This is a genomic window from [Borrelia] turdi, assembly GCF_008828755.2.
Lineage (GTDB): Bacteria > Spirochaetota > Spirochaetia > Borreliales > Borreliaceae > Borreliella > Borreliella turdi.
In genome coordinates, this window is the sequence record NZ_QBLM01000001.1 from 16,111 (window position 1) to 30,625 (window position 14,515).

The 14,515-nt window shown below is 25.5% G+C and carries 13 protein-coding genes and 1 pseudogene; 9 read left to right on the top strand and 5 right to left on the bottom strand.

What is annotated here, in order from left to right:
- Positions 1–403: 403 nt before the first annotated feature.
- Together DB318_RS00085 and DB318_RS00090 are read left to right on the top strand one after the other, a co-directional pair.
- Positions 404–985 (top strand): hypothetical protein, encoded by a 582-nt coding sequence (locus tag DB318_RS00085; protein WP_236840924.1) that lies wholly within the window; start codon positions 404–406, stop codon positions 983–985.
- Between the two features lie 129 nt (positions 986–1,114).
- Complete coding sequence (locus DB318_RS00090) at positions 1,115–1,684, top strand: hypothetical protein (protein WP_236840925.1); 570 nt, start codon at positions 1,115–1,117, stop codon at positions 1,682–1,684.
- Positions 1,685–2,165: 481 nt separating this feature from the next.
- Here the strand turns inward: DB318_RS00090 and DB318_RS00095 are convergent, their stop codons facing one another.
- The gene (locus DB318_RS00095; protein WP_151074089.1) at positions 2,166–3,137 is read right to left on the bottom strand and encodes a hypothetical protein; all 972 of its coding nucleotides are present in this window, start codon (positions 3,135–3,137) and stop codon (positions 2,166–2,168) included.
- A gap of 609 nt (positions 3,138–3,746) precedes the next feature.
- Positions 3,747–3,920: a virulence associated lipoprotein gene (locus DB318_RS05970; protein WP_236840930.1), complete on the bottom strand. Its 174-nt coding sequence runs from the start codon at positions 3,918–3,920 to the stop codon at positions 3,747–3,749.
- A 995-nt stretch (positions 3,921–4,915) separates the two neighbouring features.
- On the opposite strand from DB318_RS05970, the gene DB318_RS00105 reads away from it, so the two are divergent.
- The 7 genes and pseudogenes from DB318_RS00105 to DB318_RS00135 all read left to right on the top strand — a co-directional run bounded on the left by DB318_RS00105 (position 4,916) and on the right by DB318_RS00135 (position 10,780).
- Positions 4,916–5,152: a hypothetical protein gene (locus DB318_RS00105; RefSeq protein ID WP_151074090.1), complete on the top strand. Its 237-nt coding sequence runs from the start codon at positions 4,916–4,918 to the stop codon at positions 5,150–5,152.
- A 370-nt stretch (positions 5,153–5,522) separates the two neighbouring features.
- Positions 5,523–5,955, top strand: a pseudogene (locus tag DB318_RS06235) (BB0158 famile outer surface lipoprotein); the annotation flags it as partial.
- A gap of 1,732 nt (positions 5,956–7,687) precedes the next feature.
- Positions 7,688–7,837 (top strand): hypothetical protein, encoded by a 150-nt coding sequence (locus tag DB318_RS00115; protein WP_172964859.1) that lies wholly within the window; start codon positions 7,688–7,690, stop codon positions 7,835–7,837.
- A complete protein-coding gene (locus DB318_RS00120) occupies positions 7,830–8,072 on the top strand; it encodes a hypothetical protein (RefSeq protein WP_236840926.1) in 243 nt (80 codons plus the stop codon). The genes DB318_RS00115 and DB318_RS00120 overlap by 8 nt, the downstream gene beginning before the upstream one ends.
- Before the next feature lie 1,589 nt (positions 8,073–9,661).
- Complete coding sequence (locus DB318_RS00125; protein WP_151074092.1) at positions 9,662–9,988, top strand: variable large family protein; 327 nt, start codon at positions 9,662–9,664, stop codon at positions 9,986–9,988.
- Between the two features lie 2 nt (positions 9,989–9,990).
- A complete protein-coding gene (locus DB318_RS00130; RefSeq protein WP_172964860.1) occupies positions 9,991–10,155 on the top strand; it encodes a hypothetical protein in 165 nt (54 codons plus the stop codon).
- On the top strand, positions 10,121–10,780 hold the full coding sequence (locus tag DB318_RS00135; protein ID WP_151074093.1) for a variable large family protein: 660 nt from the start codon (positions 10,121–10,123) through the stop codon (positions 10,778–10,780). Before DB318_RS00130 ends, DB318_RS00135 begins: the two co-directional genes overlap by 35 nt.
- 605 nt (positions 10,781–11,385) lie before the next feature.
- On the opposite strand, the gene DB318_RS00140 is transcribed toward DB318_RS00135, so the two are convergent.
- Genes DB318_RS00140 through DB318_RS05975 form a run of 3 tightly spaced genes read right to left on the bottom strand, consistent with a single transcriptional unit; the run spans position 11,386 to position 13,535 of the window.
- Positions 11,386–12,564, bottom strand: a complete 1,179-nt coding sequence (locus tag DB318_RS00140) for an MFS transporter (RefSeq protein WP_151074094.1) — start codon at positions 12,562–12,564, stop codon at positions 11,386–11,388.
- Positions 12,565–12,570: 6 nt separating this feature from the next.
- Entirely contained in the window at positions 12,571–13,236 is a 666-nt protein-coding gene (locus DB318_RS00145; protein WP_236840927.1) for a ThiF family adenylyltransferase, read from the bottom strand.
- Entirely contained in the window at positions 13,212–13,535 is a 324-nt protein-coding gene (locus DB318_RS05975) for a hypothetical protein (protein ID WP_236840928.1), read from the bottom strand. Before DB318_RS05975 ends, DB318_RS00145 begins: the two co-directional genes overlap by 25 nt.
- Positions 13,536–14,515 lie beyond the last annotated feature (980 nt).

The window sequence follows — 14,515 nt, forward strand, 5'->3', positions numbered from 1 at the left end:
GAAGATCTCTTTAAATAAGAGAATTTCTTTAAGCCCTAATAGTGTGTTCTATTTCAATGTAGTGAACTATTATTGTCGAGTTATTTATACGTAAATAGAAATAGCCATAATTTCGATATATAATAAAGTATTATAATGTATTCTTTTTGCTTTAAATAGTCTATAAAGCTCCCTATCTACCTTTTAGATCATTGCTTGCAACTTTTTTTCAAAGCATATAGATCTTAGGAGAAGGCATAGCTCAATATATTATAAATATGTTATATGTAACATTATAAAAAATAAAAAACACAATTACTTAAAATTGTAATTTGTTTTGAAAATAAATTTGAAGTAAAATTACGTAAATAATTATACTTCTTATTCTTTTTATTGAGAATGAGACCCGTTTTTTAATATAAGTTTGTCCATCTTGATTATTATTTCTTTAAGCTTGGTTTTATTATTTATTGTAAATACACCTATTAGTAGATCTTCTGTTTATTCAGAGGAGATTGAGGGTGTAAATCATAGTAATACAAATGCGATTAAGTTTAAGATTACTTTGATAAATCATTTGGGATCTGTTGCTATTATTTATGATTGCAATAAGGATGCTAGTGAGAGATTTTATTTAGATTTTGAGATTATAACAGGTAAGGAGCCTTTTAATCTTTTAAGTGTTTCCCTTAATGGCGTTGATATTAAGCCCGAGGTTTTGTTTACGTCTAATAAAGAATTAAGGTTTGAAGAAGGACAGTATATTTTGGATTTTGACGATTCAATACAAAAGACAGGATTTTTTGTTGACCTAAATTCTCAAGATGAATATTTAAAAATATCAGAGCTTGTAAGAGAGGAGGATGGGATTAATTTTTGTGTTCAATGTATAGAGAGAGGAACAGGTGTTATACGAAATGTTTTTTTAAAATTAAGTGTGGAAAAGTTGAAAAAATTCTTTGATCTTCTTGAAGAATATAGAAAGAGTGTCAAGAATTTTTCTTGAGGATTTAATTTTGAGAAGAGGAATAGGTTGATTTGAGGCTATATATATAATAGCAGTAAATACATTTTATTAATAATGCTTATTGGGGTATTAATTTTTTATTGTGTAGTCTTTGTTTGGTTGTTTTAAATGTTTTATTTGCATAGATTAGAGGAAGGTGAAGGACTATATTATTCAGCAAGTCCCGCAGATAGTGTTATTATGCGAAAATGTTATTTTAAAAAATTTGCTTCTGGGAATGTTAAAAGCGTATTTTTCAAAAAATTAGATGTAAATGTTTACTCTGAAAGTTTTAAAAGACTAGACGAGGGGGGGGGTAAAAGAAATCTGACGGATTTTTATCCATCTTATTACATGGAGTTCGTTGTAATTGATAATGGATTTTTAATGAATTTTCAAAATGTTATTTTTGATGGAATAAATGCTAAAATATACAATCAATATCATATGGTTAACCAAGAAGGATTTAAATCTTCAAGAGTGGCTTATTCCCAAATTGATAGTGGTAGTAATGTTAATTATAAGAAAAAAATGGGGCAGTATTCAGTACGTGTAGTAAATGTTTTTAAAATTAGCATTAATACTACTCTATTTAATTTTTTATTAAAACGAAAAACTTTAAAAATTACTTTAATTACTGATGATAATAAAGAGTATAATTTAGAAACTGATAATTTCTTATTAAAGTATGATTTTTAACTAAAAATAATAAATAGATAATTAGATTTTGAGGATACTTCTAATGATATTGCTATAGAGGTCTCTTCCTTTAGAATCATTTTTTCTAGCACTTATTAAACACCCTTAATTATTTTATTAGATAATAACTAAGTACATTCCTCCTAAATAATTACTATTTACTTTCTAATGTGATAATTGAGTGCGATTGGACATTGAGCTTCAAGAGTGCTATAAAAAAGACTATTAATGAATTGAAAAAATAATTATTTTAGATATAAGGATAGATTTAATTTCTCCTTTTTTCTGCATTATGTCATATACATCGTGTTTTAAAAAATCATAAATTATGTAAGTGAGTAATTTAACCTTTGAAAAGCCGAATAAATTTCGTTTTAGGTTTAGTATTTAGATTATACTTTCATAGTATATACAAATTTATATCCACCTAAATTCCATAGGAAGATAGGTGGAGTATTCTTTGTTTTTTTGAAAAAATTATTTATTTCCTGATTATATTCATATAAACCAATGGTGCTTCAGGAGTTATACTTGGTTTACCATGTCTTACATCTTTAGATGGATACATTGCAATGTATTGTAAGTAATTTATTGTTCCCCATTGTCTTATCATGTGTAAATAATCAGAAATTGTCAGAGATGATGAAAAATGATCAGTTCTAACTAGATTTAAAACAGCACCTTGAATTCTATAGTCCAATAAAGGAGCAAGACTTAAAAAAAGTACAGCAGACACAGCTTCTGAGAAATAGGAAGTTATCTGTGAAGCGTCTTCGGGTTCGTGTTGCAATGCATCAAGAATTATATTTACAAGCTTAGTGATTTTACCTCTATCATGCAATGTAGTTCTAAATTCTTTACTATTGCTGTCTAAGTCCCCATTGAGATCTTTTAGTTTTATACTACTAGTCTCTGCTCTATAAATATTTTTTATTGTAGAACCAAAAAATCTATAATATCGTTTATTAAGATTTCTACGATCATGATGTCTAGCTCTGTGAACCAAGAATCCTTGGGGAACAAGATCGTCCGCTCTTACGACTATTTCCAGTTGTCCCAAGTGTGGACCACCAACGTGGGGAGTTACTACTCCTATTGTAAAAAATGTGCTTTCAGTAGGCGCGTCTGCATAATAAATATGAGCGGGTGGTATTGGAGTCATACCATTTTTTTCTCTTAGGCTTTCTATTTTTTCGTAATTTAATAAATTAGTACTTTTTAACAAACCAGATCTGTAAAGAGCTTCCTGAGAGGCTTTAATACTGTTTAAGAATAATGACCCAGAATGGAAGTCAACAGCAATTGTAACAGTTGGATGTAGATGTGGACTATTATCTTCTTCTGAATAGCTTAAAACCTTGTTTTTTTTACTGTGGCCGTCTTGACTACAAGCCGAAATAAAAATTAAAAGTATTAAAAATGCCACTTTGGGATAAATATTTTTTATTTTCATTTTATTCTCCTTATATGATGACATTAGTCATCTTATAAATTAATTATATTATTTTATAAGATAATTGAATATAATTAATTTATTTAAAAAAAATAATATTCAATTAATATCTTTTTTAGCTATTTTTTATATTATTTGCATAATAACGGTTAAACTTTATCTAAAAAATTCAAACTATTTTATATAGCTAATTATAATTGGCAATTAGATAATATTTTACTCGTTAATAATAAAATTGGTTTTACATATTTAAATGTTCATAATTATAATAAATACTTTTAATAATTTTAATTTTTCTTCATTCAAATCATTTAGAATCTTTTTAAGAAAAACATAAATTCAAAAGTTGCAGGACCCATGATTTCTATTAATAACACAATATTTTGTACATTTTCATTTTTAGTATTAACAATATGTTATGCTTTATATAAGTCTCACATTTATTTAATAAATTTTTTAATAGATAGTCGGAATCTACTTATTCTAATATCAAAATTGGGTTTAGAAGCTGCAATTTTAACTTTGGGTCTTTTTTAAATATTTAAATTAGTACAATGTAAATGTAGATAATTAAATTTTTCAAAAAAGTTAATGAAATTCTAGAAAATTTCAAGTAATTAATGAACCATGTATTAAAATTGTCTTTTTTCTCAGCTCTTCTGCTTCATCATATTTTTCTCGAATTTGATTAGAAAGTGCAGATATATAAGAACCAAGCTTAGGGACATCTGTTTTTAAAGAATTTTTATCATTTTGATAATCGAATAAAAGTTGTTTTGATATCTTGAAGACTACTTACTTTATAAATAAAATTCTATAAACAAATTTTTAAGTCTTTCTAAATTTGAAATTTCCAATTTATCTAAATCATATTTTTTGAGAATATAAGGGAACAATAACATCAACAAGAATGCCCTGAATATTTTATCTTTAATGTAAAAAATATTAATTGACTTCACAAAAGCGTATTATTCGATTTATAAATAGTCGTTCATGCAAGTTGTCACAATATCGCATAATACAACAACAGCTTTGCCTTCACTTTTATTAACAACCAATCGTTTTTTAAATATAAAAAAGAATTTACTCTAGAAAAAAATATTTAAATATACCTATGCGGTTCTTTACTCAAATATTCATAGAACTAAATTTAAGATTTCTTTCTTAAAAATAAACGTTTTAAAGGTGTTCTTGTAAATGGCGATGAAGTATTGGCAATTTTTGGCAAAATTGAAACATAGTTGATTAATTCCCATTTATAAAAGTAATTTCGCAATCAGATAAGAGAAACATAAATAAACTTTACTATAACCAAACTTCTAGATATCAACGGCTCTAAAAAGTATATAGTCAAACTATTCGAGGGTGTGTTCTTGAAAATACTTGAAATATAAAAAAGGAAGAAAAATCAGTGCTAATGAAGTCTAACATCTTTAAAGTCCCTGAGCAAAATTTTTCATATATATTTTCTACCTATCTTAATACCAAAATAAATTTAAATATACAAGTTTATAAACTTGTTTCTATTAAACAATTATCGAAAATTTATTTAGAAGCAACATATGCTATCATTTAAACAAACACACTTGATAAAAGTTAATAAAATAATATCAAAATAGATTTTAAAAACGCGCAAAATGCTATGAAAACTTCATATAATAATAGGTATACATTTATTAATCAAGCAAATGCAGTGTGTTAAGCTTATAACAAAAAACTTAGAAGAGGTGAAGAATTATGTTTAAAATGCACATAATTACTGGGGTTCTGCTAAAAACGTGCTAGAAAATGCTAAGGATAAATTAGGAGAATCTATTTATAAAAGAATGATTAATGAAAACAAAGAAGAGCATATGATAGGTGAAGGAAGATTTATCAAAAGAGAAAATAAACATGCAAAAGAATTAGTAAAAGATTCACTAATATATGCAAACAGGTGCATTGAAAATATGAAAAAAGCAATCTATTCTCTTCAATGTGGAAACTATCTAAAAAAAGAAATAGAAAAATTGTAACAACATCATAAAAGATTCTTAATAAAGCAAAGAATATGGAATACTAAATATTAGGCTCGTTTTTTATTTGGTGGCTTTAAAGATGTGCATTAGCAAGTGTTACAAAAAAACAAGGCTGGTTATCGGTCTTGTTTTTTTGGATATTGAGCTGGCATTTCTAATATCAAAAGTGTGGTATTTTAAAATATTTATAAAGTATCCAAAATTGCTAAGTAAAAAAATAAAGATCTCTTATTCATCAATAATACGTTATCGTGTATATCGTATTAAGTGCTATAAAAAAAGACCAACAAGAAATATTGTTTTTTTGATATTAAACTGCTGTTTCTATCAGCAAAAGTATGAGATTTTTTGAAAAATGAAAATAATCTATAAGATATTTGGTTACGAGATGCTTATAGCTAAGATAATAGCACTTGAGCCAACTGAAGAGTTTGAAAAAAAATACGAAGCTAAAAGTTTAAAGTTAAATTTTGAAAGATCAAATATTGATTTTGAAAAATTTGAAAAATATAGAATTGGTTTTCCTAAAATTAGTCTAAAGCTTATGGAGAACTTGAATACATTAATTCATATAATTTTGGGGTTTTTGACAATTCCTTAACAGTTTTTTTCAACTTTTTTATAATAAGAAGAAATATAATATTGTGCTGGCATGTCTTACTATAAGGAATAAAGAAACGGATAAAAATAAAACCTACAAATTGCATTAAATCTAAAACTATTTAATGATATTGTTATTGCTATTTGTTAAGTATTCAAATTTGTCGAAAGAAAAATTAAAACTCCCTATTAATGAATAATAGATAGTTTTAGCAGCTTCAGCTGTTAATTTATCAGAAATACCAGTAGCCATATTAAGTCTCCTTAATAAAAGGTATATAAGAATTAAATATACATACGACATTTAAATTAATTGCTCTTTCTACTCATTATTCCAATCTTATTATTAATATAACAAACTTTAAGAGAAGATTGAAAGATTTAATTAATTTGTTTATTAAAGCTAAAACATGTTTATAAATAACTAGAAGGGATAACTAAAAGCTTAATAAGTTATTAGGACTTAACTTTCTTATAAATAGCATGTAAATCATCAATAGCTCTAATCATATTATTTACTTAGTTTCCTTTTTTATTGTTGGCAAACATTTTTGCTCTTTTAACCCCCTTATCTTTAAAACCACTATATCTCTATCCCGTGAGAAATTATAATTGATGATATGAATAAAAGTAGAGAAAATAACAAGAAATGTATTTCTTTTATCTTAAACATAGATTATGTCTCCTACAAACAATAGTAAATATTATTAGAATTTATGTATGTAGGCTAATTTTAACATATTACTTGATATTAATAAATCTGAAGAAATTTTAGTAGATCAAAATCTTACATATTAAAATATAAAAATTTATTTTCTCAACTTTTAAATTTGGTCATATTAAAATAATAATTATAGAAGGAAATTCGGCCAACAATTTTGAATCTTTGCATACGTTAATTAATGAGTGTTATAAAAAATATTATGATTCTTTAATGTTTTGTTTTGATGACGCACATCTAAACAATATACTAAATGGATATTAATATTGTAATAAAATATAATAATGAAAAAAATAAAATAAATTGATTTACAGTAAAATAATTAAATTCACAGGCCACCTATTTAATTTTTAGTTAAAATTTATTTTTCTATTTTTTAAAAATTTCTTAATATTTTATATTTTTGGGTGTGTAATTAATGATATTTAATTTGTATTATAAAAAATATCCTTATTTTAGAATATGCAAAAAAAAGGATTCTATTTGCTCTCAGTTTATGAGAACAGATCATGGCAAAGCTTAAAATAAAGAATACCGATATTTTATTAAATAAAAAAATATCAATGATTAAAATCAATATATTGGGATAGCTATTATGGCGGCCACTAATCGATAATTTATATTATATATAAGAATTTTTACTTATTTTTATATTAGAAGATTGCTTTTTTCTAAGAATAAGTAAAAGAAAAAGGCTATTAGCTTCGACTGATAGCCTTTTTAATGATATTAACGCTGTAAAGATCAGGGGCAAATCTTTTAATTGGCATTGGTGTGCTTTTGATAATATGTTTACTTAAAAAAAAAGAATTTATTTATTCATATTTAAAGTAATATGATTCCTTTAAATAAATACCGGTTTAGACATGTTATTTTTTAGAAAGTTTCCGTCCAAAAATTTTTTTATTTTTTTGTGCTTAGTTTTTTACATTTAATACGTATTTATTTTTTTATAAGATTCGAGTTAAAAATGATAAGTCTAGATTTGTTTTATTGGACTGTATATTTTTATTAATAGAAAAGAGAAATCGTTTTAATTTTAATCTTGAGAAACAGATTAAATAATTCTTTGGATCTCTTAGAATTCAAACTCAAAAAAAATGTCAAAATTTTTTCATTATGGTTTTCAAATAATAGTGAAAGATGATTTAAATCATTTTTATTCAATTTATTAATAATCTTCTTCATATTATTCAAAATAAAATATTAAAATGCGGTACTCTCAAACTAGAGAGCATGTCTTTTTAGTAAAAAATCATTATACCGTATTTCAAGAAATCTCAGGAGAATTTCAAAATGCAATTGCAATAGACGTGGAAAGATGTTATATATCTGAAATTGTAGGAGAGGTATTTGGGTAATAAAATTTTCTATATTTTAGTAGTTTCAATTTTAATGGTTGGCTGTGATTGGGGGACTGTTAAAAATAAAAGTATAGAAATTTCTGAGATATTAAGAAAAGATAAGGATAAGACTAAAAATCAAGATAGTATAGAATTGGGTGAAAATAATTCTATGTTTAAAAACAATATATCTACCTTAGACGTAGATATAGATATTGCTTCCTTAGCTTTATTAGCAACTTGTTCAGAATAATTATAACTAGCATTCTCATTGCTAGTTGATCTACTATCAACTGAAAACTTCATATTTATGTCCTTGCCTATCTACTTTTCTAATATATTTCTTTTTTAGTCGCTTTTCCCTCCTTCAATTGCACTCCTAGTCCTACGCTTACCTCTATCACTATCTTGTACATAATAAGTTGAAGTATCGGTTTCTATCTACATTATCAGTAGATCCCACAATTAATTTATTTTTCTTCAAATACTTTCCTTTATTATCTAAAGGCGCTTCTTTTTTATCTACTAATTTTTCATATAGCTTACACGACATAAAATTGCCACTAATTAAACTAATTATAATTAAAACCTTAACTATTAATCTCATTTTATAACCTATACATATTAAAATAATATACCATAACAGCTTAATCAACTTTATTGCTTTTATCTTTATTGAAAATCTATAAATTAAGTAGCAGCTAAATCAAACTCTGCTCCCCATCACCCTCTTAATACTATTTTGTTAATTTAAACAACATCTTATATTTAGCTTATTTGCCAAGATACTGTACTTATATCCTCTCTATTAACTTAATTAACTATTATATTGATATAAATATAAAACACTAAATAGCTATAAGATAATTTTCTTCTGCAAATTCACAAGCAGACTCTACAAATTTATTAGAAACTTTTATAAACTTATAATATATAATATAAATAATATTTAGGCAAAATAACTAAAGAAAAAGGGTATACTACAGGTGAAGCTACTCTAGCTTAAGTTTATGATCATGATAGTAGCTTTGCCATGATTACTGATGATTCTGCTACTAATTTTAAAAAATTAAAACATATCAATTAGTCTAGATACTATCTATAACAAAAATACAAAATCTTATAATACTATTAATACTATAGAAGCTAATGAAACGATAAAGGGAAAAAACATAACTCATTTGCAAAACAATAAGAAATCTTATTCCTATTATTTTATTAAAAAGACTATAGAAATATAGCATAGCTTTATGCGAAGCTTATACTTCTATAGTAGATAGGCTTATCTTCTATAGAAGCATAAGAAAGATGTTAAAGATTTTAGTTTTACTATAAATCAATATACTAATGAAAAAGGAGACCTTGATGTTGATGTACATAATGTCTTTTTACTAAAAAGACACACTCTTTAGTTTAAAATTGAACGCAGTTAAGCATTGTGTTTTGAGTGATATTAAAAATGTCCTTGACAGGCAACAATAATCTTTTCTACTTCCTTGCCCGTCTTCCTTCTAGTAAAAATTTTTGCTTTTTTAAATCCATCATCATCCCTATATTCATCATGAATACTAGCAATGGCGCCACATCAACATCAATATGTAGTATTTCAAAAATTTCATATTTTTTGTGTTAGAAACATTAGTTCAGTATTAAAAAACACAATACTTCTTGTTTATTTTTTTTATTACCTTGAGAGATGGTTTTTTAAGAAATAGAAATGTCTCTTAATACAAGATACAATAATAAAAGGAGTTAAAAGTATTTTTAATCATAAACTTATTAAAATACTTTTTTTGATTTAAAATGAGGTTTTATTCTTTTTATTAATGAGGATAATTTAGTATGAAAAAAATTTTAAGTTTAGTATTTTTAGTGGTTTTATTAGTTCTTGTTAGTTGTAAAAATAATGTAGAAGCAGGCTTGGATAACAGATTTTTAGATTCATTTAATACTTTTAGTGGATTAATTGCAGATGTGTTTGGACTTAAAGCAGATCCAAAAAAATCCGATATAAAAGAATACTTTTCTAATATGGCTAAAGAGTTAGATAAAACTAAAGAAGGTCTTGTAAAATTACTTAAAGAAAATGGCGGGGTTGGCTCAGATGTTAATAGTAGGGGTGAGAAACGCGATAATAAAAAAAATCTTTTAGGCTTAGGAAGACAGTAAGCATGACTATTGAAATTGTAGAGGAGTTAATAAAAGGCGCCAATACCGCTGCTGCTGCTGCAAGTGATAAAGTGATCGGCATAGTTTTCATTAGCAGCAATAATGCTGGTGTAGTAAATAGTGGTAGTGTTAATGGAATTGCGAAGGGGAATAAGGTGGATTGTTGAGGTTGCTTATGGCGCTGCTGAGAAAAAAATAGAGAATAAAGTCGGCTCCAATGCTACTGGTACCAGCAATGAAGATGCAGAGAAATTATTTAGTGGTGGTGGTGCAGATAAGGATGCTGCACGGAAGGCTGTTGCTGCTGTTAGTGCGGTTAGTGGTGATCAAATACTACATACGATTGTTTCTGTTGCTAGAAACGGTAATGTGGATGTTGGTAGCGTTAGTGATGAGTTGAATATTAGCGGTAAGGATGCTCAGAGTGCTAAAAATCCTATTGAGGCTGCTATTGGGATGAATAGTGTTTCTAGTGGTAATCAATCATTTAGTAAAATTAAGAGGAATGATGAGATTGCTACTGCTATTGTTTTGAGGGGAATGGCTAAGGGGGGCAGGTTCTTTGCTAGTGATAATGCTGCTTCTGATGTAAAACAATCAGCACAGTTGTCAATATTTAAAACTGTTACGGCTTTAGCGGATTTGGTGAAAGGAGTTGTAAAAGAGTATCTTGATAGGATAGTTAAGATTCTTGAAGAAGAAGATCATAATAAGGCCCCCGCACTGCTTCTACTTAGTGTGGGCCTTAGAGATGAACTTAACTCTTTAGGGCTGGTTTATTCCCCCTATTAATTTTTCTTTAATACAAGTTATATTAAAATTAATAATAAAATTAATAAAATATTTCAAAATAAGATGAATTTTCTACTATAAAGTGGATTTTAAAAAAACTTATTGTCACCTAAATCTTACTGGTTAACTTTTTTTTAAAAGTTGTATAAACATATTCTTGAAAAAGTTTTTATAAATAACTAACGAGAAAGGGTATTTAGAAAGTATTAGATGAGTTAAGATCAATTATATACTAAAAAATAATAAATAAATTTATTATTTTTTAGTATAAAACGTTAAAACAATCTCTTTCCCTACACCACACCAATTAGGGCTTAAACTTGTATCAGTATAACTCACTTTGCATAAACCCTTGTTTTTACACAAAATTGACAATTGCCAACCTAGGTTATGAAACGCGAACATAAAACTTAACATATTACTATTGGGTATATATTATATACCTTATATATAGGGGTAAAGCATTCTTTATTTTATTTAATTAACATTGCTTCTTTGGTCTAAGATTTTAAAAAGGCACTTAAAAATAAATAAAAATAAATTAAAAATGTCACTTGGGTATTTTTATTTATTTAAAGGAGAACCGAAGATAATAATACCTATTCTTAACTCTTTTTATTATTTTTAAATTTATATGTCATAACAATAGATAATGTGCAAAAAATAAGCATTAATAAAAAAAATGTATTAACAGCACTTATAAAATTAGTTAAAATTGAACATATACCTAGTGCTAAAAATGAAAATATACGAGATAATGTACTATTAATAGAGGTTATAGTTCCTAAGACTTTTGAATCCACATTTTTTCTTAAAAAAAATTCTAAATTATTAGAATATACAGAAATTAAAATTACTAAAAATATTATTATAGTAATAAATATGTAAATATGTGAAACTATTTTTATTAAAACTGATAATAAAAATATTATAGCCAAAATAACATAAATATCATATTTTGAATGTTTAATTTTTCTAAATATCCATACTCCTATAATATTTGATAAGCGAAATAGTACATATATAATTCCAAATATATTAATAACTATATTTTTATCAATAAAAATTGCTTGCCAGTATAAATAAAAAGGTTGATAAAAAAATTGAATAGCACTATTTAAAATAAACAATTCTAAAAGTTCTTTAGATTTTAATAATATTATTATTTTTTGTTTAAACTTTATAAGATATAAAGTTAAATCTTCTTTATTGTGCTTATGATCTATATTTTTATCATTTGGTATGAAAAAAATTGTAATTAAAGAGGATATTAAATATATTAATAATGAAATTAGGTAAATTTTTATATCAATGTACAAATATAGTACACTTCCGATATATCCACCTAAAATGGCACCAATACTTAGTATTATTTTTACAAATGATATAAAAGCTTTTAGCTTTTTTGAATTATTTTGGTATATTTTAGTAAAACTAATATCAATTGTCCCGGTGTTAATAGCAGCTGACATCCCATATATAAACCACGAAATACAAAGAAGTACAAATGAAGAAGCGTTAAAAATAATAAAATAAGAAATCATTAGCAAGAAAATTGATGCCAAGTAAACAATTTTTCTATCAAAAATATCTGATATTACGCCTGATGGAAATTCAAAAATAATAATTGCTACCATATAGCAAATTTGTACTATAGCAATATTTTTTAGTGATAACCCCTTATTTATTAAAATAATAGTTAGTACAGCATGGGGCAACGTTCTTGCAAGTTCTGACAAAAACAATGAATAAAAATAATATCTTTTATGTTTGCTTTCTATCATAAATCCTTATTTATTACATTTGCAAAATTTATTTTTAATAATATCAATAAAATGAAATGAGAAATTATGATTACTAATGCCAATTCGTTTGTTTAAAGAATTAATTTTTTCATATTCATTACCAAAGTAAAATATGATATCAATAATAGCCATGCTCGATGCAATTGCATTATTAGTAAAGAAAGAAGGGGCTTGATAGTCTTTATTTGCTAATATTATTTTACTTTTCAATTTAGAAGATGCTGACTTTTTGATAACTCCTATGTCAGTACAGTAGTAGCAAGATGAGATATTTGGAATATAAAATGGACCAATAACTGAAAAATCATTAAGATATCCAATATTTATAAGTGGAATAGAATTTTCAATGCAAAATTTATTAACTAAAGGTAAACAGTAGTCATCATCTGCTGATAGCACTATTAATGTTGGTTTAATTTTTGAGTTAGTAAAAATATTCTCTAATAATTTTGCTGAAACTTTTTCCTTATAAGATTTAGTTTGAATGGTTTTATTTAGTGATTTTATTTTTTCTTTAATTATATCTACTTTGCTAGATCCTATATCATTATAACTAAATAAAAATTGTCTATTTAAATTAGATTCTTCTATTTCATCTTCATCTATAAAAGTTATAGCTCCTAATCCTAAAGTAGAAAGAGAATAAGACATAAAATTTCCAATACCACCAAATATTTATTCTTTAAGTAACATCTATTTTTTGGATGTTCATAAAAAGGAATCAATACTTTATTTTCTAATGCTAATTTTATAGTTTTATCGCTAATATCATTTTCAGTAGCAAATAATATTAATTCCTTGTATGTTTTTTTATTTTTTGCAAATATTGCGATATCGAGCAAATGTTCAAAAATGTTATCATTTACTTTCATTTGAAATTTGCCTAAATTAACAAGATTGCCAGAAATTGATTTATTAAAAAATGAAGTTGGATTTTTTATATAAGTCATTTTACCCCTTTTTAATACTTAAGACTAAGTACATTAAACATTTAAAATAATCTAATAGCACCTAGCCTTAAATATTAAAATATTAATTAAAATTCTTACCTAGCATAATTACAGCCTCCTATATATTATTATAATAATATATAGCACAATAATGAAAAACCATGATACGGCCAAAAGCAGCATTGGTTGGGACAAACATTAATCTCATTTTTTTGTGTGTGTTTTATAGGAAAGCTATCCACAACACAAAAGAACTGTCTAAAAACCTAGCAATACACATAAACGACATAATAAAGTATCTCAAAAAATCGGAAAACCTTAATATTTCGATATAATCGCACTAATACTTAAGATAACTTAAGCTTTATAAAAAATATCATTAGTAATAATTATTATTAACACTTAAAATGAAGTTATAACAAAAACCTAATTTTAATATAATTACTCTAATACTTGAGCCTATAATTTTGAGCTCATCTATTAAGCCTATCTATTAAGCTTATATCTATACACTATAAACTTGTAAAGTAGACTAAACCAGTTTTAAATGCCCTATAAACTTGTTCAGTAGCCTTAACGGTTTTAAATACATCCCATAACCTTGTAAAATAGCCTAACCCAGCTTAAAATGCTTCATAAAGATAAATAACGGCATATTTTTATATATACCGCATGCTATTATGCTTTAATTTTAACTTTTTTACAAAAATTTTTGCAAAAAAAGTGGGAACCTAGCTAAATTCTCTACTTAAAGAACTTAGTTATGTTCCCATATTACGATTTTTTGCAAATTACCATAAAAGGTAGTCAAACTGAAACACGTTTAAACAACTACGATACTTCTAGTGCAGCCCATTTTAAAATTAAAAGAGAAATTAAAGTTCCCTATTGATGAATAATAAATAACTCTTTGACATTTTTAACTAATAGATTTCTTTTTTAGAGGTATACTAGAAGTACTTTAAGAAGCAAAATAAAAG